At 35.9% G+C, this 18,743-nt stretch carries 20 protein-coding genes and 2 riboswitches; of the genes, 9 read left to right on the top strand and 11 right to left on the bottom strand.

The genetic code is table 11. The features are described from left to right. Positions 1-50: 50 nt before the first annotated feature. Together FD688_RS04755 and FD688_RS04750 are read left to right on the top strand one after the other, a co-directional pair. Entirely contained in the window at positions 51-524 is a 474-nt protein-coding gene (locus FD688_RS04755; RefSeq protein WP_138742003.1) for a DUF2798 domain-containing protein, read from the top strand. Positions 525-657: 133 nt separating this feature from the next. Next, positions 658-1,506: a DegV family protein gene (locus FD688_RS04750; protein ID WP_138742002.1), complete on the top strand. Its 849-nt coding sequence runs from the start codon at positions 658-660 to the stop codon at positions 1,504-1,506. Here the strand turns inward: FD688_RS04750 and FD688_RS04745 are convergent. Next, positions 1,481-2,191: an MIP/aquaporin family protein gene (locus FD688_RS04745; protein ID WP_190242910.1), complete on the bottom strand. Its 711-nt coding sequence runs from the start codon at positions 2,189-2,191 to the stop codon at positions 1,481-1,483. The two genes, FD688_RS04750 and FD688_RS04745, sit on opposite strands and share 26 nt — an antisense overlap. A gap of 84 nt (positions 2,192-2,275) precedes the next feature. Next, complete coding sequence (locus FD688_RS04740) at positions 2,276-2,548, bottom strand: hypothetical protein (protein ID WP_138742000.1); 273 nt, start codon at positions 2,546-2,548, stop codon at positions 2,276-2,278. Between the two features lie 218 nt (positions 2,549-2,766). On the opposite strand from FD688_RS04740, the gene FD688_RS04735 reads away from it, so the two are divergent. Beyond that, the gene (locus FD688_RS04735; protein WP_138741999.1) at positions 2,767-4,266 is read left to right on the top strand and encodes an MFS transporter; all 1,500 of its coding nucleotides are present in this window, start codon (positions 2,767-2,769) and stop codon (positions 4,264-4,266) included. Between the two features lie 27 nt (positions 4,267-4,293). Here FD688_RS04735 and FD688_RS04730 read toward each other — a convergent pair whose 3' ends face one another. After that, on the bottom strand, positions 4,294-4,665 hold the full coding sequence (locus FD688_RS04730; protein WP_053791993.1) for a hypothetical protein: 372 nt from the start codon (positions 4,663-4,665) through the stop codon (positions 4,294-4,296). Positions 4,666-4,727: 62 nt separating this feature from the next. Continuing rightward, positions 4,728-6,035 (bottom strand): nucleobase:cation symporter-2 family protein, encoded by a 1,308-nt coding sequence (locus FD688_RS04725; RefSeq protein WP_225426106.1) that lies wholly within the window; start codon positions 6,033-6,035, stop codon positions 4,728-4,730. A 72-nt stretch (positions 6,036-6,107) separates the two neighbouring features. Then, positions 6,108-6,207, bottom strand: a riboswitch (purine riboswitch). 119 nt (positions 6,208-6,326) lie between these two features. On the opposite strand from FD688_RS04725, the gene FD688_RS04720 reads away from it, so the two are divergent. Both FD688_RS04720 and FD688_RS04715 read left to right on the top strand, forming a co-directional pair. Continuing rightward, complete coding sequence (locus tag FD688_RS04720) at positions 6,327-7,307, top strand: asparaginase (protein WP_318530881.1); 981 nt, start codon at positions 6,327-6,329, stop codon at positions 7,305-7,307. A gap of 14 nt (positions 7,308-7,321) precedes the next feature. Further along, positions 7,322-8,482, top strand: a complete 1,161-nt coding sequence (locus tag FD688_RS04715; protein ID WP_138741997.1) for a hypothetical protein — start codon at positions 7,322-7,324, stop codon at positions 8,480-8,482. A gap of 36 nt (positions 8,483-8,518) precedes the next feature. On the opposite strand, the gene FD688_RS04710 is transcribed toward FD688_RS04715, so the two are convergent. From FD688_RS04710 to FD688_RS04695, 4 genes are all read right to left on the bottom strand, one after another. Continuing rightward, positions 8,519-8,701 carry an LBP_cg2779 family protein gene (locus FD688_RS04710; protein WP_138741996.1) on the bottom strand — a complete coding sequence of 61 codons (183 nt, stop codon included), beginning with the start codon at positions 8,699-8,701 and terminating at the stop codon, positions 8,519-8,521. A gap of 72 nt (positions 8,702-8,773) precedes the next feature. After that, complete coding sequence (locus FD688_RS04705; RefSeq protein ID WP_138741995.1) at positions 8,774-9,409, bottom strand: energy-coupling factor transporter transmembrane component T family protein; 636 nt, start codon at positions 9,407-9,409, stop codon at positions 8,774-8,776. Beyond that, a complete protein-coding gene (locus FD688_RS04700) occupies positions 9,409-10,821 on the bottom strand; it encodes an ATP-binding cassette domain-containing protein (RefSeq protein WP_138741994.1) in 1,413 nt (470 codons plus the stop codon). Before FD688_RS04700 ends, FD688_RS04705 begins: the two co-directional genes overlap by 1 nt. Positions 10,822-10,836: 15 nt before the next feature. After that, positions 10,837-11,391, bottom strand: a complete 555-nt coding sequence (locus FD688_RS04695) for an ECF transporter S component (protein ID WP_054608370.1) — start codon at positions 11,389-11,391, stop codon at positions 10,837-10,839. Between the two features lie 77 nt (positions 11,392-11,468). Beyond that, positions 11,469-11,563, bottom strand: a riboswitch (TPP riboswitch). Positions 11,564-11,712: 149 nt separating this feature from the next. Between FD688_RS04695 and FD688_RS04690 the strand changes: the two genes are divergently transcribed. Beyond that, positions 11,713-12,723: a D-alanyl-D-alanine carboxypeptidase family protein gene (locus FD688_RS04690; RefSeq protein ID WP_138741993.1), complete on the top strand. Its 1,011-nt coding sequence runs from the start codon at positions 11,713-11,715 to the stop codon at positions 12,721-12,723. A gap of 88 nt (positions 12,724-12,811) precedes the next feature. Continuing rightward, positions 12,812-13,432 (top strand): LVIS_2131 family protein, encoded by a 621-nt coding sequence (locus FD688_RS04685; RefSeq protein WP_138741992.1) that lies wholly within the window; start codon positions 12,812-12,814, stop codon positions 13,430-13,432. A 33-nt stretch (positions 13,433-13,465) separates the two neighbouring features. On the opposite strand, the gene FD688_RS04680 is transcribed toward FD688_RS04685, so the two are convergent. Next, positions 13,466-14,866, bottom strand: a complete 1,401-nt coding sequence (locus FD688_RS04680; RefSeq protein ID WP_138741991.1) for an APC family permease — start codon at positions 14,864-14,866, stop codon at positions 13,466-13,468. Positions 14,867-14,973: 107 nt separating this feature from the next. On the opposite strand from FD688_RS04680, the gene FD688_RS04675 reads away from it, so the two are divergent. Beyond that, complete coding sequence (locus FD688_RS04675; RefSeq protein WP_138741990.1) at positions 14,974-15,843, top strand: LysR family transcriptional regulator; 870 nt, start codon at positions 14,974-14,976, stop codon at positions 15,841-15,843. A gap of 31 nt (positions 15,844-15,874) precedes the next feature. On the opposite strand, the gene FD688_RS04670 is transcribed toward FD688_RS04675, so the two are convergent. Beyond that, the gene (locus tag FD688_RS04670; RefSeq protein ID WP_190242909.1) at positions 15,875-17,731 is read right to left on the bottom strand and encodes an FAD/NAD(P)-binding protein; all 1,857 of its coding nucleotides are present in this window, start codon (positions 17,729-17,731) and stop codon (positions 15,875-15,877) included. 124 nt (positions 17,732-17,855) lie between these two features. Between FD688_RS04670 and FD688_RS04665 the strand changes: the two genes are divergently transcribed. Beyond that, positions 17,856-18,185 (top strand): hypothetical protein, encoded by a 330-nt coding sequence (locus FD688_RS04665; protein ID WP_041152962.1) that lies wholly within the window; start codon positions 17,856-17,858, stop codon positions 18,183-18,185. A gap of 42 nt (positions 18,186-18,227) precedes the next feature. Here FD688_RS04665 and FD688_RS04660 read toward each other — a convergent pair whose 3' ends face one another. Then, positions 18,228-18,737, bottom strand: a complete 510-nt coding sequence (locus tag FD688_RS04660; RefSeq protein WP_054608360.1) for a YbhB/YbcL family Raf kinase inhibitor-like protein — start codon at positions 18,735-18,737, stop codon at positions 18,228-18,230. Between the last annotated feature and the right edge of the window lie 6 nt (positions 18,738-18,743).

The following is an 18,743-nucleotide window of genomic DNA, read 5'->3' as shown; positions in this document are numbered from 1 at the left end:
ATTTTGATGTGCTAGGCTAAATAATAGAGATAAAAGAAAGGGGTATATTTATGCCTAGAGGATTTAAAGAAGAATTGATGTTTACAGGTATGATGGCCGGTCTTATGGTTATCATTATGGAAGCATATAATATCGCGATGGCTAGCGGAATCCACGCTGGTTTTATCGTCGAAGTGTTAGTGGGATACCCACTGGCATTAGTAGTTGCCGCCATCTTAGATTTAGTGTTAGTTGGTCCAGTCGTTAAAGCTATCTTTTTCAATTATATATTTAAACCAGAATGGGAACAAACACCAATTAAGATTGCACTATGTATTTCTACTATGATGGTACTTGGTATGGTAACTTTCATGTCGCTATTCGGTATCATTGTTACTTTTGGTTTTGAAAACATCACATGGTCAATGTACGGACGCGCATGGATTTTAAACCTATGCCTCGCATTACCACTACAATTAGTGATTGTTGGGCCAATTTGTCGCATGCTATTAGGTAAGATTCAATCCGCAATCGATGAAAATTAATCATGAAAAGCTACCGGACATAGGTGGCTTTTTTTATTTTTACGAAAAAACTCTAATTTAGATAAATAATTACTGAAAAATATTATAAATACCGTTATCATATAGTTAGAATAAGAATTCGAGGAGATATAACATGATTAAAATTGTGACGGATTCAACAGCTTTAATTCCACAAGAAACTGTTAATAAATACGACATTAAAGTAATTCCATTAAATGTTAATATTGGTACGCAAGCTTATCAAGACGGTATTGATATGGATGGAGAAAAATTAATTCAATACATTAAAGAAAATCCAAAGGGTGACTTTCCTACTACCAGTCAACCTTCAATCGGTCAATTCGTTGAAGTATACAATGAATTAACCAAGGATGGTGACATCGTCTTATCATTACACATGACTGACTTGTTGAGCGGTACTGTCCATGCAGCTAGTCAAGCAAGTGAAATTGCTGATGGTGATGTTAAAGTGATTAACACTCACTACATTGATCAAAGTTTAGGTTTTCTAGTAATTGAAGCTGCTAAGATGGCTCAATCAGGTGATTACACGCGTGAACAAATCATTGAACACGTTAATCATGATATTGAAAATTCTGAACTGTATATCGGTGTAAGTACACTGGAAAATCTTGTAAAGGGTGGCCGTATCAGTAAGGCTACTGGTATCATCTCTAAAATGATGAATCTTCACGTTGTCTTCCAGTTATTACCAGATGACCTAAAATTACAACTAAAGGGTCGCGGTAAGAAGACTATTTCTAAGTGGTTAGATCAATTCTTTGAAACTAATGCCAATACTCATTATAAATTCATAGGTATCAGTTACACTGGTAATGACGAATTTGCGATGGCATTAAAAAAACGTCTGGAAGAACAATTCCCAAACGTTAACGTATTAGTCCAATATACTTCATCAATTGTTTCAGTTCATACCGGTGAAAATGCATTTGCTATCATGACTTGTAAACAAGATGACTAAAGATAACAGAAAAAATAATTCCTAAAATGGCACCAATGATAGGTCCTAAGAAAGGGACCACCGCATATCTCCATTGTGATAGACGTTTATCGTATGTTCTGGAAAAGAAGAAACGAGGAACTAAATCACGGGTTGGATTGAATGCGGCCCCAGTGATTGGAGCAACGATACTTATAATAATCATCATTAGTAATGATGAGAATAAGGTCTTGATCCACCATTGGGCATTGATGTCATTTTGCATTTCTGTATTAACGATAATCAAAAAAGTACCAATGATTTCCCACTTGAAGTTACGCTTCCAATTGTTGACGTCACGAGGGACAGTTGCATAGAAGTTCAAGTTCAACGGAAGGCTAGCTAGCCATTTAGACCAAACTGCCTTAACGGTTAATGATGCTAGCCAAGCACCTAAAATTTGGGTAAGTACTTCACCAATCATTAGTAACCAGTGTATTTGATGATTAACGGCTAGGGTTAGTGAAACAACCGGATTGTATTCTGCGGTGCCGAAAAAGAAAGTCGTTAAAAGGGATGGGATAAGGATACTAATTCCCCAGTAAAAGCCGGTAATAAAGCGGTTTTGTCCTTTTGGAAATAAGAAGTAGTTAATGATAACACTAGTTACTAATCCTAAAGATAACATTATGTAGGTTCCAATAAATTCACCTAATAATAGTTTCATTTCCATCCCTCCTTTATTTGTCTACAATTGTTAGATTATCACTTATTGAATTAAAATTAAAATCATATCAGATAAAAAGTGAAATCATTTTTTGGTTTCACTTTTTTGTGTGTTTAGTTGATTAATGATACTTATAACATCTTGTTTGTTCACAAGACGGTGTTCTGTGGTGTTATAAAACATGGGCTGATATTGTTCGATGATTTTTCGATCGGATTCGTTTCCTGATAGGTATGCGACGTCACAAGCATCCTCAATATTTTCGATTTTAGGAAAACCAGCCGCACTCATGACACTACCCAAGACAGTGTCAGCAGCCTCATAGTTTAAATCATCTAAATATTTATCGTAATTCATCAATCCACCACCTATTCTTTAATAGAAGATTATTATACAAATAGGTGGGTTAACTTGCTAGTAAATAGCTTTTACTAGTCGAAAATATAATATTAATGTAATATATTATATTAGTGAAAAAGGTATAGTTTCCTCGGTGGGAACAATCGATAGTCATATCGATAGGTGGGCTCGCGTTAGATAGGCGCGAAGGAAATATTATACGAAGGAGACTTGTTATGCAAAGTCGAAATAAATGGTTTGCACTGGTCGCAGTCTGTCTAGGATTTTTCATGGGTCTTTTGGATGTGACCGTTGTAAACGTTGCTTTACCAACCATTCAGACTAGCTTTAACAGTAGTTTTAGCCAGTTGCAATGGGTCATTAATGCTTATACATTAATGTTTGCGGCCGTGTTATTCTTAATCTCTAAGTTAGGGGATTTAATAGGGAGAAAACGAATTTTTATCATTAGTTTGGTACTATTCTCTGCTTTCTCACTAGCATGTAGTGTCGCGCCAAGTATTACTTGGTTAATCATCTTCCGTGGAATTCAAGGAATTGGTGGTGCCGGAATGCTTAGCCTTTCCATGAGTATCATTGCAGACATCTTTGAAGGACCATCAAGGGGATTAGCTCTTGGCATTTGGGGAAGTGTAGCTGGATTATCAACAGCACTTGGCCCATTGTTCGGGGGAATTCTACTTAGTTTCTTTAGTTGGGAATCTATCTTTTGGATGAATATTCCGATCGGAGTCATTGCGCTATTCATGAGTGCAAGATACATTCCAACTTCCAAGACATTTAATAGTGGCAAAATCGATTTTATCGGGATGATATTATCATTTGCATTTATGTTCTGTATTATTTTAGGTTTAATCCAAAAAGAGACTCACTATGGATATTCTTGGTTTAATATGCACGTATTTGCCTTAATGGCATCTGGGGTGATTCTAATTGCCATTTTTGCTGTTTGGGAACATCACTTCGAAAGTCCTATGTTAGATCTTAGTTTGCTTAAAAACAGACAAGTTGTCGGAAGTGCTATCTCCAACTTAACATTAGGAATTGCCATCTATGCGGCATTTAGCTACATCATTGTATTATCACAAAACTACATGGGATATTCTGCATTACAAAGTGGAGCGCAACTAATGTTGATTAGTGCCTTCTCACTTGTGATTGGACCAATTTCTAGCAAGATTGCTACTAAGATTAATCCTGGATTAATTATTAGTTTCGTTTTAATACTAGCTGGTGTGGGAATGTTCGTCCTACCAGTTTTCTTAGGAAATCAAAACCACTGGTATGGTTTAATTCCTACATTTATAACTTTAGGTTTGGCAAACGCCTTTGTTAATCCACTGTCATCTAACATCGCTGTTAGTTCGGTTGAACCAAAGGAAATCGGAATGACATCTGGATTACTAAATGTGGGTAAACAATTCGGTACCAGTTTAGGGCTTGTTGTATTAGGATTGGCATTAACTGACACTTACAACAATCACTTAGTTACCTCAAAAATGGGTGATTCATTGATGCACATGTTCCAAAATGCTGGACCATTTGCGGGTAGTGAAATCGCACAAAAGATGTATAACCCATCATTGTTATCCATCGTTCACAATGCCTTTTATCGAGGAATTGATAGTGTTGCGATTACTGATGGTTTCATCTTTATAGTTGCCGGAATTCTTTGTTATATCTTGTTATGTATGAGAAGAAAAAACAGTAAATAAAAAAGTCGCTTGTAAAAGCGGCTTTTTTTAGTGGCGGCTTGATTGATGACCACCGTTATTTGAAAGTTTAATGTTGTTTCGTTTGAATTTTTGTTGAGCTGAATCAGGCTGGAAATCAAAGTGGTGCATACGACCATTATAAGGTTTTCCGGCCATCTTGATTTGTACCCAGTCAGCCATGATACGTTGCATGTTTTGGGCTGCTTTAACACGACTTTCAATTCCTTCGGTTTTAGCAGCGGGTTCAATATTGTCTCTCAATTGATTAATCAACTTTTGGTGGTAAACCAATAGTGATTGAGTCAAGGGAGAGTCCTTGTATGAGTTGAATAAACGTTCGATAAAACGCATTGCATCTTTTGAGTTTTTGGGTTCGTAAAATCTTTCGTTATTATCCATAATTTCCTCCAAAAAAATAACCATCATGCATATTATACATGATGGTTATCATTTTACATTGATTAATCTTCCAATTCAATTTGACCAGTTAAGCTAAATAAGAAACTTAATAGGACAGCTAGGAAACCACCAACAACGATACCATTGTCTAAGATGATTTGAGCAGCTTGTGGAAGTGATCTGAAGATTTGTGGGTAAACTGTTACACCAATACCAGTACCAACTGATAGGGCAACGATTAAAAGGTTAGCATTTTTGTTGAAGTCAACGTTTTGTAAAATACGGATACCTTGAACACCAACCATACCAAACATTACAACCATGGCACCACCAAGCACTGAACTTGGAATTACAGTTGCTATTGCACCGGCTTTAGGAAGTAGTCCTAAAATTAATAGGAATAATCCAGCATAGTAGATTGGACGTTTTGTCTTAATACCTGATAGTTGAACCACACCAACGTTTTCTGAGAAAGTTGAGTATGGGAAGGTGTTGAAGATACCACCAAGCATAGCGGCGATACCTTCTGCACGGTAACCATTAGCTAGGTCTTTTTCGCTTAATTTACGACCAGTTAAATCACCAAGTGCCAAGAAGACACCGGTTGATTCCACCATAGTGGTTAGTGATACTAAAATCATTGTTAGAATAGCAGACCAACTGAAGTGTGGTGTACCGAAGTAGAATGGTTGTGGGAAGTGGAACCAACTAGCTTGTGCAACAGAAGCAAATGAAATCATGCCAAGTGCATAGGCAATCACAGTTCCAACTACCATTCCGACCAATACCGAGATTGATCTAAAGAAACCTTTTCCAAAGATGTTAATTAAAATAATAACGGCCATGGTAATTAGACCAACGATTAAATCGTGTGGATCGGCGAAGTTCTTAGCTGAAGCATTTCCACCACCTAAGTTTTGAACGGCAACTGGTACTAATGAGAAACCAATGATGGTAATTAGTGAACCAGTAACAACTGGTGGGAAGAACTTACGAAGTTTTGCGAAAAGTCCTGAGATTAGAAATACGAATAAACCTGAACAAATAATAGCTCCATAAATATATGCGACACCTAAAGTACCACCAATAGTTTCAAGTGGTGTGATAACTTGTACCGCACATCCCAATACAACAGGAAGACCAATCCCAGTAAGTGGGGTCTTCTTAAGTTGTAATAGTGTGGCAATCCCACACATAAAAATATCTGCAGAAACCAGGTAAGTCATTTGAGCTGCATTGAAGTGTAAGAAAGCACCAATTAGCAATGGGACGATAACGTCACCTGAATACATTGCTAACAAGTGTTGGAAACCTAATATTGCGGCTTTAACTTGAGATACCTGTTGCAAATTGCTTTCATGATTATCCAAACAAAATTCCTCCTAATATTTAATTATTACCCTGAAAAATAAAAAAAGCCTCGTTGCTTGAAAAAGCAAAGAGACCTTCATCTTTTTGCTTATAGTCCGAACTTTACGGTTTCGGGTAGAAACTTACCAACCTTATTATGGTAAATATATAGGCAATAACTGATTTAATTTTGTAATTCAATATTAGACGAATTTCTAAAAAAAAGCAATCCTTATAATGAATATAATTGTTCACTTTCACAAATATAATGTACAATGGAAAGTACTATTTGATAGAAACGAGGGGGGATAATCTTGAAGCATATTTTAGCAATTCACACTGGTGGAACTATTTCAATGTCTCAAGACGAAAGCGGGGAAGTTGTCCAAAATGAACAAAATCCAATCGCTAATCAACAAGATAATTTATTAAATCAAGGAATCGATATTACCAATGAGGAGATTTTTAACTTACCATCTCCACATATGACCCCTGATAGAATGCTTGAAATTGCTAATCGTATCAAAGAAGCCAAGAAACAAGGATATGATGGAGTTGTGGTTACTCATGGTACCGATACGCTGGAAGAAACGGCATACTTCTTAGACTTAACTTTAGCTAATGATTTTCCAGTTGTCGTAACTGGAGCAATGCGTTCATCAAACGAAATTGGATCAGACGGTCTTTACAATCTATTGAATGCTGCAGCGACAGCAGCCAGTCCACAAGCAAAAAATAAGGGTGTATTAGTCGCAATGAATGATGAAATTCATACCGCAAGATACGTTACTAAGACCCATACTACAAACGTGGCTACTTTTAGAACACCAACATTTGGTCCAATCGGAATAATTTCTAAACACGAACCAACATTTTATCAAGAACTAATTCAAAGTGAAGTTGTGAATGTTGATTCTCTAGTTGATCATGTTTACTTAATCAAGGCTTTTGCTGGAATGGACGGTACTTTATTCGATGCACTGGACAATGACCAAACTAATGGGCTAGTCATCGAAGGACTTGGAGCTGGTAATTTACCTCCAGAAACATTAGATTCAGTTAAACGTCTAGTAGACAGAAACATTCCGGTCATTCTGGTTTCTAGATGTCTAAGTGGGGTTGCCCAAGATATTTATGCCTATGAAGGTGGAGGAATCCAACTAGAAGAAATGGGATTGAAGTTTTGTCATGGCTTAAACGGTCAAAAAGCACGAATTAAATTAATTATTGCGTTAAGTGCGCACAAGTCTGGCGAAGAGTTAGCTAGATTTATGAGTAACGCAATATCATAGAGTGAGGGATGTTTATGAACTCTATCATTGCAGATTTAAATGCAGCAATGAGTAAGAAACAACTGGTAAATATTTACCTAAACACTGGTGATATATTCTATACCGGATATATTGAATCTTATAACAACGATGAGGTAATAATTGCCACATATGAATCAAGTGGTTTAGCCGACGGATACGTCGCAATGAAAACTGCTATTATTGAAAGTGTGGAACGTCAAAGTGAAGATTTAGACAGCATCAATGAAAAGATGCTAATTGCAAAGGATGAAGGATTAATGGAATCCAAACCAAGCGAACTACACTTTGATTCCAATAATAACTTGTTTCCACAAATTCTAATTCAAGCATACTTAAACCAAGAGGTCATCCTAATTCACGACAATGAAGCAGAACGTTTTTACACGGGGATGGTTAAGAAAATTAGCAATGATTCATTCAAATTCTTGCGTATAAATAAGTTTGATTTCATGCAAAATGAATTGGTAACCATGGGTTTTAATCAAAGCATGATTATTGAATTTCAGGGTCGTGAACTTAGCGTCATGAGTAAGGTGATGGATAAAGTTAAAGAAAATAACATTGCTAAGACAGCTGAATCAATCAACAACATTATTGATTTGTTGAACGACTCATTTCATCATCACAAGCTAGTAGAAGTCCGCTGTAGATACAATGATCATTTCTTCTACGTTGGTGAGGTTATCATGTTAAACGACAGTGGAGCCATCCTAAAAGTTGTTGACATGTCAGGACAATTTGGTGGATATGTCTTTATTCGAATGAATGGCATTGAACGTGTAACTATTGGTAATGATTATCTTGAATTGGTTCAACTAATGAAGGACCAAAGCATCGCTGACAATAATGCTTCACAACCGGTATTAAACGATTCACGAGAATTCGACAGTACTGAGGATAATTTAAATGCTATCTTGACTCAATCGATGAATAAGCACCAATTGATTAGATTACAATTGAAGTCCGGCAGTAACTTCTTGGGGTATCCAGAAAAGATTGGACCTGAATCAATGAAGTTCAGTCTATTGGACGAAACTGTTAACTTTTTCATCTATGGTCAAAAGATTCCTTTAAATGACATCGTTGAAGTTGGTTTTGAATACATCTATGCTTATTTAGATGAACAACGCCTAAGAAGAAAAGGTGATATGTAATAAAAAAGGAACCCGATTTTTCGGGTTCCTTTTTGCTTAGCCTAATTTTTGTTTGATTATATTTACTTCATCCTGATTTGGAGATCTACGCATGCTCTTAATTTCATGCAACTCTTCTACACTAAAATGTAGGTTATAAGCCAATAATGTATCTGGAATATCATTATTTTTTTGATAAGTAACAATTTCTTCAGCAATCTTATTCAATTTACGATTCATAAGAACCCTCCTAACAAAATCCATCCGACAATTACATTATAACTTATTTTAGTATAAGTAGAAAAATAAAGTCTAAAAAATTAGGATAATTTGGATAACAATAAGCACGACTATCAAAATTAGGTAGTCAGTAATTTTAATTGTTATTTTTTTGAAATGGGTTCTGCTACTTCCTTCAACAAATAAATGCGAATTCATTCCTTGGGCTAGTAGGGTGGACCAGTTCATCGCAGCTAAGATTGACTTGAAGTAAAGGGTAGGTGAAATATACGATAAGTGTACGTTTCTCATTTTAGCAGCTAACTTGATATCAATTATTTCTTGTTTGATAGTTTCAATCAGGTTAAAGGCTCCCATGACTCCGTAGGCAAATTTGCTGGGGACGCGAAAGTTTTGTTCCAGACTGCCAGCCAAATCCTCGATGGATGTTTTACAAGTGTAGGTGCCACCGAGAGTGACAAACGCATATAGACGTGTCACCAATAAGATACCATATTGATAATTACCATTAATCTTTTGAGCGAAATAAATTCCGATCGCTGGAATTAATGTAACGAATAATAAGTATATAATTCGCTTGAAAGAAGCGAAAAAGATTAGATAAATTAGACTAACGATAAAAATAACTAGATTTAGTCTAACTGATGTTGTGAATGAGATTTCCAGTGCAATCACTAACATCATCAGTAGTTTTAATACGGGATTCATTAAAAGGCCTCCTGATAAGATAGTTTGTGATTATCAAAGGATAAATGGTAATCAATTAAGTTTTCTAGACCATGTGTTTGGTGAGATATAAGTAATTGAGATTGACCATTTTGTTTTGCTTGATTCAATAAATCAACAACCACAGCAACATATTCAATGTTGATACCATTAAAAGGTTCGTCTAAAAGAAGAAGTGAGTGTCCCATCATGACCATGCTTAGGATTTGTAGTCGTTTTTTTTGGCCATCACTTAAAGAGTAAATGACACGATCGGACAACTCGTCTAGACCAAGACGGTGAGTGAATTCTGTGATTTGTTTGTCGTCAAACCAGTTGTTGAATGCGTTCTTCTTGGATAGTTCTAATTCGTCTTCAACGGTGATTTTAATGAATTGCTTGGTTGATTCTTGGAAAATCATTCCAACGCTTTGTAAGTATTTGTTTAAACGGATTTTACGAATTGATTTGTGGTTAAAATTAATTTCACCATCAAAATCGTGTTGCTTGATAAATGTTTTGAACAAACTTGATTTACCACATCCGTTTGGACCGGTAATTAAGGTTGTTTTTGCTTTAATTAAGTCTAAATCTAAATGATTTATTAAATGCATGTCATAGTTGGCAATTGATAAATCTAAACAGTTAATTATGGGTTCTCCAACAACTTCGCTTGTTAGTGGACGATTTGTGGAGTCTTTAAATTGATTAAATAATTTAAACACTGCCGCATCATCTAATGGTTTAAACGTTGTGTCGTCTTCATCAAAGCCAATTAACTGATCGATTTGATTTTCGTATCCCATAAGATCGTGATCGATACCGATGACAATCTTGCCTGATTCTTTTAGCTGGCTCAATAGACTAATTAGTTCCAGACGAGATTTGATATCGACATTAGCGAATGGTTCGTCCAATAGAATTACAGGAGCGTTAATTGCTACGATAATACTTAGCGCAACTTTTTGCTTTTCTCCACCGGAAAGAGTCTTGAAATCACGTTTTCTTAAATCATTAGTATGAGTAAAAGAAAGAGCATCTTCAATAATTTGATCCATTTTATCAGGTTGAATCTGAAGATTTTCTAGTGTGAAGATGAATTCGTCTTCCACGGTAGTCATACAGAATTGTTGCATTGGATCTTGAAACATCATGGAAATAGTCTGACGTAATTGCCATTCTGAAAATTCTGAGATGTTTTGATTATTAAAATTGATAACGCCGTTAATTGTACCGTCGTTGTATTGTGGATAAAATCCTGCGATTGTTTTCAAAAGCGTTGATTTACCAGATCCAGAAGGACTGTATATCAACGACATTTGATTAGATTCGAAGTCCAGGCTAACCCTTTTAAAAGTCGGATTCGAAGTACCAGTGTATTGGTATGTCAAATTGTTAATCGATAAGTTATTCAAAAAATGACACTCCTATTATTTGATAACGTGACTCTTTTCCAACATGTTGGCGATAAGTTTAGATAACACACCACCAAAGATGAAAATAGAAATGAATCTGACAATAAACATAATGATAAGTAGGTGAATAGCATAAGCGTTGTAACCATTCTTGAACCAGTCATAGATAAATGTAATAACAGTAGTTGAGATGGTAGTTGCAATAACACCTAACCAATCAAAGTGTTTGTATTTAGTGGCAACAAAACCTAATTCAGTTGCAATACCTTGTTCGATACCAGTAACTACTGTTTCAACTCCCCATTGTCCACCTAAGAACATTTCAACGATGGCACCAATCACTTCAGCTAAGAATGGAGCACCGGGACGTTTGAAGATAAAACCAGCAAGTGGGGCTGCCATTATCCAAAGACCAAGTAGTAGATCGTTAGCAAGAGGTGCTAGACCATAAGGAGTAAGTGCAAGACTTACTGCGTTGTATAAGAATCCTGTGGCAAAAAAGATAATTCCACAGATAATTGAGATTAATGTAAGTAAAATGATGTTTCTAAGTGACCATGTGTTTTTCATAGTTTCCTCCAGAAAAAAAGGACCCCAAACAATATGTGTTCGGAGTCCAATTTATTTTTATAATTAGTAAAGCATTAAAAATAAAAGGGTTGTTTTCCTTCGCAGGGATTATCCTGAATCAGGTACTATGGGTATGAATCTCAGCCGAATGCCGGCACCCCAAACATTAATTATCAATTTAAATCAACTATACTATTTATTAAAATTAAATGCAATACTTATATTTTTATTAATAATTTTAAAGCACTAGATGCCTTGTCGTAACAGCGATTTCGTGGTAACTTTAGATAGTGAAATTATGATAAATGGAAGTAAATATGAATGAAGAAATCAGTGAAAAGACTAACAATAATATTTGTAGCGGCGATTGGATTAGGGGCATACGAACAATTCAGTAATCCATTCTCTTTTATTCGCCAAGAATACGCAAAAATAGCAAATTCAAAAAAAGGTTATCAACCTGACTATCAACAAGATTCACAAACATATACGACAAGTTTAGTGAAAGTGTCACAAGATAAAGTAAAGAACGCGAGTGCAGCTGTGGCATTGGATGCTAGCAACAATAAGATTATCTATTCTCAAAATGGGGATAAAAAGATTAAGGTAGCGTCATTAGCAAAACTAATGACCTTATATTTAACGATTCAAAAAGCCGAAAAGACTAACGGATGGAATCAAGTCGTCGACACTAGTAACAAGGGATTAAAGAAACTAGGGGATGACGTTGAATTAGGTGGTTTTAAGTTTAAAAATGGCCACAAATACACTGTTAGAGATCTCTATAAAGCTGCTTTAGTGCAATCATCAAACAATGCGGCAATTGCTTTGGGTCAATGGGTGGCAGGTTCTAACGTTAAGTTTATCAAGATGATGAATGAACAAGCTCAGGCTTGGCACCTAGACGCCACATTTGTTTCCTCATCTGGTCTAGAAAATAATGATTTAGATAAATTTGGATATAATCAAGTAGGTGGCAAGAACGACGCCAACATGATATCAGCAAAGAGTATTGCAATCATTGCTGATCATGTACTGTCAATTTATCCCAAAGTAATTGATGATGCCAAACAAGTGTATGAAACTGTAGATGGACAGACATTATTTAATGAAAATAGTCTACTACCTGGTAGACCTTTCTACGATGAAAGTTTGCACGTTGATGGATTAAAAACGGGATATACTGTTGCCGCTGGATTATGTTTAGTTGCGACAGCTCAACAACCAGGAAAAGATCGAGTGATTACAGTTGTTGTTAATGATTATGCTGAATTTTCTGACACTGCGAAGTTAATAAAACTGGTGAATAATCACGATTCATCATTGAAATAATAATAGTTAGCATAAGAATTTTGTATTTTTATTAAAATAGTGTAAAATGGTAAGGTATCTTTGATTACTAGTATAAAGGAGAAGATTTATGGAATCGGCCTGGAATATAGTTGGCCTACTTCTTTGGATAATTTTGTTTATTTATGCAATTTTTATTATTCATAACATCGGGGTAAGAAGAAGTAGGCTAATCATAAATGGGCACTACGACTTTTCATTAACTCACCATTTAAAGACGATTGCACAAATCGTCGTGTTATTTGCTGGGATTGGATTTATGTCTTTTGAGACATTCTATCCAAACATTAATGGATCAAATGTTGTCACTTCTCGTGATTTCAAACCATTAATTTTGGATACCAATGGGAACAGCTCTTACTATGTGAAGGTCAAAAGTGGGAATAATTCATCTTTGAATCAGTCTTACTCATATTTGGTTAATGGACAGCGTTTATCAGTATCAAGCTCAGCGTCAAGTGTGCTAGTTGGTACTAATAGCGAAATTAATGTTCAAAAGTCAGCGGTTAGATGGAATGATAATGAAGCTAAGATGCTAGACAGAAAATACCAAAGAGCGTGGGTTGCTGACGTAACCGTTACGTATAAAGACAGTTTTTGGAATGGAATCGGATTACATGCAAGACGTCAGTTCAAGAGTTATACGTTAATTCGTATTCCGGATAATTCATTTATTTATAACGACAAATAAAAAGCCACTGGATTAAATCCAGGGCTTTTTTATTTAGTCTTGTTTTTGTAGTTTCGAGTGGTGAACTCCGTACACAAAGTAAAAGATAAATCCAATTACAATCCAGATACCAACTGAAATCTTAGTAATGTCTGGGAGCATAATAATGAAGAAAATACTGAACACACCTGCAACTATTGGTAGGAATGGATACCATGGCATCTTAAATCCAGTGTTTTTAATATCTTTTCTACGACGAAGTTTGATTATACCAAATGAAATAAATGCAAATGCAATCAATGTTCCAGCATTAATTAGTGATGCAAGTTGAGTCAATGGAACAAGTCCGGCAAAGACAGCTTGAACAATTGTTGCAATGATAATTGCATTTTTTGGTACAGAATGCTTGGAATGAACTCGACCGATGAACTTTGGTAGTAGACCGTCTCGACCAAGTGCGTATACAAGACGTGAACCACCGATAAACATAGTTACCATAGCGGTAAATATTCCAAACAAAGCACCGATAGTAATTAATTTATTGAATGCTGATAGATGAATGATTTGAAGTGCATAAGCAGCAGGATCATCCACGTTTAGTTCTTTGTAATTAACAATTCCAGTAAGTACCATTGAAAAGGCAACATATAAAACTACTGCAAATACAACTGTTCCAATGATTCCTTTAATAACGTTTTTACCAGGATCAATTGTTTCGGCAGAGTTAGATGCTAGTGCGTCAAATCCAATAAAGGCAAAGAATACAGTTGCAGCTGCTGTGAAGATACCACCCATACCAAATGGAGTTGAGTGAAATTGTGCAGGGTAGAAAGGAACATAGTTACTTGTCTTAATGTAGAAAGCACCAATAATAATGAAAATAATGATGATTGCGACTTTCACAATTACAGCAAAGTTTTCAACTCGTTTAGACATTTCAGAACCCATTAGAAGAATACCTGCAATGATTACAACAATCAATACAGCTGAAATATTAATTACACCACCTTCCATGGGACTAGCTTGCAGTGCAGTAGGTAAATGAATTCCGATAGCATCTAAAATATTGTTATTGAAGTAAGCAGCAAAACCTGTTGCTTCTGCAGATACTGCTAGGAAGTATTCAAGAATTAAGGCCCAACCTAAAATCCAGCCAACAATCTCACCATAGACAACGGAACCAAATGAATAAGCTGATCCAGCAATTGGCATCGCAGACGAGAATTCAGCATAAGCCATACCAACTAACCCGGAAACGATGGCTGCCATTAAAAAGGCAATTGCGACGGCAGGTCCAGCATGACTAGCAGCTTCATGACCGGGAAGGATAAAAATCCCGGTACCAATGACGGCACCAATACCTAGACCGATTAAGTCCTTAGTGGTTAAGGACTTGGATAATCGTGAATCGGCCTCTAAATAATTGCTAACCGATTCTTTTTTAAATATTTGCATAGATATCAACACCTTTTCTTGTTTATTTGTATTAATAACTATATAATGAGAAACAACATAAGTAAAATTAATAAATTAAATGTTTACATAAGAAAAGATGATATAAGATGAATCGATTTATTGTACTAGAAGCAGTATTACAGAATAAGAGTTTCACTAAAGCAGCAGAACAGTTGGGATATACCCAATCATCTGTTAGTCAAATGATGTCTAATTTGGAAAAAGAATTTAATATGCACATCCTAAAACGGTCTAGATCAGGAGTGGAATTAACTCCTGATGGGGAAAAACTTTATCCACATATTAGACAGGCACTTCGTCAATATCAGGGATTAATTGATACCGCTAACGCTATTAATGGTCTTCAATCAGGAACGGTCAGAATTGGGGCGATTACCAGTGTTAGTTGTTACTGGTTGCCAGATTTATTCAAAGAATTTAAGGAACTTTATCCACAGATTAATTTCGTTTTAAACCAAGGTGACTACGGTACTATAATTGATTGGTTGAAAACAGACCAAATTGACTTTGCCATCATGACTGCTGAATATGGAGAGGGCTTTAATAAGACGATTATCCACAATACCAACATGAATGCATTTATTCCAGTTAACCATCCATATGCCGATGCAGAGGCTGTGCCAATTGAATCATTAGCAGATGATCCTTTTATTTTAGTTGAAGGTGGCGGATATAGTGAACCACTTGAGGCATTTAAACGTTCAGGAGTAACACCAAATGTTAGATACAAGATACAAGATGATTACACGATTATGGCGATGGTTGAAGCTGGTTTAGGCGTTAGCATTTTATCTGAATTAGTATATCGTCGTACTGATTTTAATGTCATAAGTAAGCCGGTTAAGCCAAATATTAATAGACCGGTTGCGATTGTGTACAAAAGCAGAGAAGAATTACCAATTGCTAGTCAACACTTTGCCAAGTTTATTATCGATAGAAAAGAAAAACTAAAATAAAAAAGCCATTCAATAGAATGGCTTTTTTTATTTACATATAAATAGTTGGGTTTTCAACAGGGATGTCTAATAGTCCTTTTGCAATATCGTCTGCAGCAGTTAAAATCGAATCATTTACCCCAGGACGAGGAATAGCAGAGGTGACAAAGTATAAACCTTCGGTATTTAATCCCCATGTGTATAAGTTTGGTTGGTCAACTACTTGATCAGTCTTAATATCAATATCCACAGATGAGTTTTCCACAGTTTCACCATCTGATAGGGTGATTGGAAGTGGTTTGATTAATCCATTAGACATCATACTAGTAATTACTGGATTAGCGGAAACCTTTGTAACAGGAGCATTGGTACGTGCTTCAATTAAAGCATCACCGTGAATAATTTCTTCACCGTAGAACGCGGAACGAGTTATGAACTTATGATTGGCCCCAATTACTTGCATTTGAGGACCGATAATCTTCACGATACCGGCATCCATCAATGCAAGTATTTCTTGGCTGCGAACCGCTGGAGCACCTTGTGATAGGAACTTCATGTCAGAAGAAAAACGACCTAGGTACTTATTCACTAAATCGTCGTTTGTGAATAAGTGATTAGATAAAACATAACGAATGTTGTCACGAAGATCACGAAGCATTTCTAGTGAACCTATGACAGGACCAGTTTTAGATCCTAGTAATGCGTCATCAATCATTTCTTTTAACCAGATTTTGATGTGTTCTTGATAGTTATCCAATGTGGATATCTTTACACCTGCCACCGGGTTCAAAATCTTATCCCAATCAAGAACTTCTTCGGTTGGTAGGTGGTAACTACCGATTAAAGCGTTATGATTATCAGTTTGTTTAAACTTCATTTGGAAGTCTTCAACATCAATTTCTGGGTGCTTTAGGTTAAATAAGAAGCTATAGTAACGATACTCAATATCCAATCTTAATAACATGTGGAAATCTTCAAATGAGATGTGACCATTTTTTAGGTGTTTATCCACATTTTCATTAGTTAAAAAGACAGCAGGATAGTTTTCATTGAATGCTTTCTGACTAATTGCCTTAGGATAGTAAGGAACACCACGTCTAGAACCTGCATAGATGGCAGGCTCATCACCTGAAGCATGGTAAGTTAGGGTATTGTCGCCATTGTCAGTGAAGTATCCACCGCGGCCTTCGGTTAGACGGGATACGAAGTCATTAAAACTTAGCCCCATTCCACGAATAATCACATTTTGATCACTGGTAATTGTTGATAAATCTGCTTCATCAGCTTCACCAGGTAGGATGTATGTTAATCCATAATCCTTAGCGTACTTTTGAAGTGATTCTTGGTCTTTGGTTAACTTGTTTTCTTGTTGACCTAGACTAAATAATAGTTTATCAACAGGGTAATCCACATCACCCACAGATACAACGAAAGAATCATCCTTAACCTTTTCGACGTTATCCACATTTTGGTTGAAGTGGACAGCCAAATTGATGTTGTCATTGTTCTTGATTTGATTAACTAATTGTTGGAAGAACCACTGGCAGTAAGCCCCGCAAATTGCACGAGGAACGTAACTTCTGTCGTTAATTTTATCAACAGCTGTTAGTAACTCGTCTTTGTTATCAACATCTAGGCTGTTGATAAAATCATTTGAGATATTTGATTGACACCATTCTGAAATACTTAAAGCATCTTTTTGTCCATCATTGAATAATGATAGCTCATTAGCAGGGGTATTCATAATTAGACTAATTGGTTGTTTAACTTTCCAGACACGTCCACCTGCAACGGCACGGTCGAAGAGATGAATTGTTAAATTGTCATTATTAGATGATTCAAAGTTTTGAATCAAATTGTTTAGCATTAACAGGCCACGAGGGCCAGCACCGATAATTCCGATTTTCATTTTCGAACACTCCTTTATAATAAGATAATAACATGATTGAAAAAGTGATTTCATTTTTTTACGCTTTATTTTCTAAAAATGATTATGGATTATGATAAAATATCATTTAAGGATGGTGTTAATAATGAGTGAGTTAATTCCAGAAAACATGGACGAAGTAAAATTAAAGATGGCTCGTATGTTAATCGATGGACACAAAGTAACCGAAGAAGAGGTAATCTTCCAAGCAGTTGCTGATTTATTTCAAGATTACCTAGAAGAAGCGGAAGAAGGTCATTACGACACTTCTAAGTTAGCTGATGATGGAGTGACATTTACAGTTACTGGTATTTCCGGTCGTCAAATTGCTGAATTTAAATCAAATGGTGAAAGCTTTGTTGAAGACTTCAAGAAAGACGCATTAGACTTGTGTTTTAGACTAGAAGATGAAGCTCAACGAATTGCTCGACTATAATATAAAAATAAAAAGGCGTTGCCAAATTGGCAGCGCCTTTTTTTAGTTTTCAACAGGTAAATCGACTTTTACTTGTTCGATAATGTGACCATCGATGTTATGAATTAGTTCGTTGTACCAGAAACCATCCTTGAAGTTTAGCTTTTGGTCTAACGCATAAACTGTCAATGTGTAATCATGAACACCACTTGGTGGTTTAGGTCCCATGTATTTGTGACTGATAGGTTGATCACCTAGGTTATAGATGTGACCAGCCGAACTATTATTACCTTGAATCCAGTGTAATGGATTTTTTTGACTCGCGTTTTCAGGAACAATTACGTCCTTACCATCTAGACCAGCGACTAACCAATGAATCCACTCAAAACCACATACGGGAATTGAATCTAAATCAGTTAGTGCAAAGGCAATTTCTTTTGTATCAGCAGGAACATCTTCAATAGAGAAAGGAAATGAAACAATTGGAAAATCGTTTTGCTTAAATTCCTCAGCTGCATGACGGGTGTACTTGTCTGGTAGACGGTTGTTATCTAGTTTAACGTTTACTTTCAAGAATAA

The organism is Apilactobacillus kunkeei, from assembly GCF_005930975.1.
In the GTDB taxonomy this organism is placed as follows: Bacteria; Bacillota; Bacilli; order Lactobacillales; family Lactobacillaceae; genus Apilactobacillus; species Apilactobacillus kunkeei_E.
Note: the sequence above shows the minus strand (reverse complement) of the source record. Positions and strands in the feature narration are given on the sequence as shown.

Coding starts and splice junctions, on each gene's coding strand:
- FD688_RS04755 (WP_138742003.1), top strand. CDS start 51: ATGCCTAGAGGATTTAAAGAAGAATTGATGTTTACAGGTATGATGGCC.
- FD688_RS04750 (WP_138742002.1), top strand. CDS start 658: ATGATTAAAATTGTGACGGATTCAACAGCTTTAATTCCACAAGAAACT.
- FD688_RS04745 (WP_190242910.1), bottom strand. CDS start 2,191: ATGAAACTATTATTAGGTGAATTTATTGGAACCTACATAATGTTATCT.
- FD688_RS04740 (WP_138742000.1), bottom strand. CDS start 2,548: ATGAATTACGATAAATATTTAGATGATTTAAACTATGAGGCTGCTGAC.
- FD688_RS04735 (WP_138741999.1), top strand. CDS start 2,767: ATGCAAAGTCGAAATAAATGGTTTGCACTGGTCGCAGTCTGTCTAGGA.
- FD688_RS04730 (WP_053791993.1), bottom strand. CDS start 4,665: ATGGATAATAACGAAAGATTTTACGAACCCAAAAACTCAAAAGATGCA.
- FD688_RS04715 (WP_138741997.1), top strand. CDS start 7,322: ATGAACTCTATCATTGCAGATTTAAATGCAGCAATGAGTAAGAAACAA.
- FD688_RS04710 (WP_138741996.1), bottom strand. CDS start 8,701: ATGAATCGTAAATTGAATAAGATTGCTGAAGAAATTGTTACTTATCAA.
- FD688_RS04705 (WP_138741995.1), bottom strand. CDS start 9,409: ATGAATCCCGTATTAAAACTACTGATGATGTTAGTGATTGCACTGGAA.
- FD688_RS04695 (WP_054608370.1), bottom strand. CDS start 11,391: ATGAAAAACACATGGTCACTTAGAAACATCATTTTACTTACATTAATC.
- FD688_RS04690 (WP_138741993.1), top strand. CDS start 11,713: ATGAAGAAATCAGTGAAAAGACTAACAATAATATTTGTAGCGGCGATT.
- FD688_RS04685 (WP_138741992.1), top strand. CDS start 12,812: ATGGAATCGGCCTGGAATATAGTTGGCCTACTTCTTTGGATAATTTTG.
- FD688_RS04680 (WP_138741991.1), bottom strand. CDS start 14,866: ATGCAAATATTTAAAAAAGAATCGGTTAGCAATTATTTAGAGGCCGAT.
- FD688_RS04675 (WP_138741990.1), top strand. CDS start 14,974: ATGAATCGATTTATTGTACTAGAAGCAGTATTACAGAATAAGAGTTTC.
- FD688_RS04670 (WP_190242909.1), bottom strand. CDS start 17,731: ATGAAAATCGGAATTATCGGTGCTGGCCCTCGTGGCCTGTTAATGCTA.
- FD688_RS04665 (WP_041152962.1), top strand. CDS start 17,856: ATGAGTGAGTTAATTCCAGAAAACATGGACGAAGTAAAATTAAAGATG.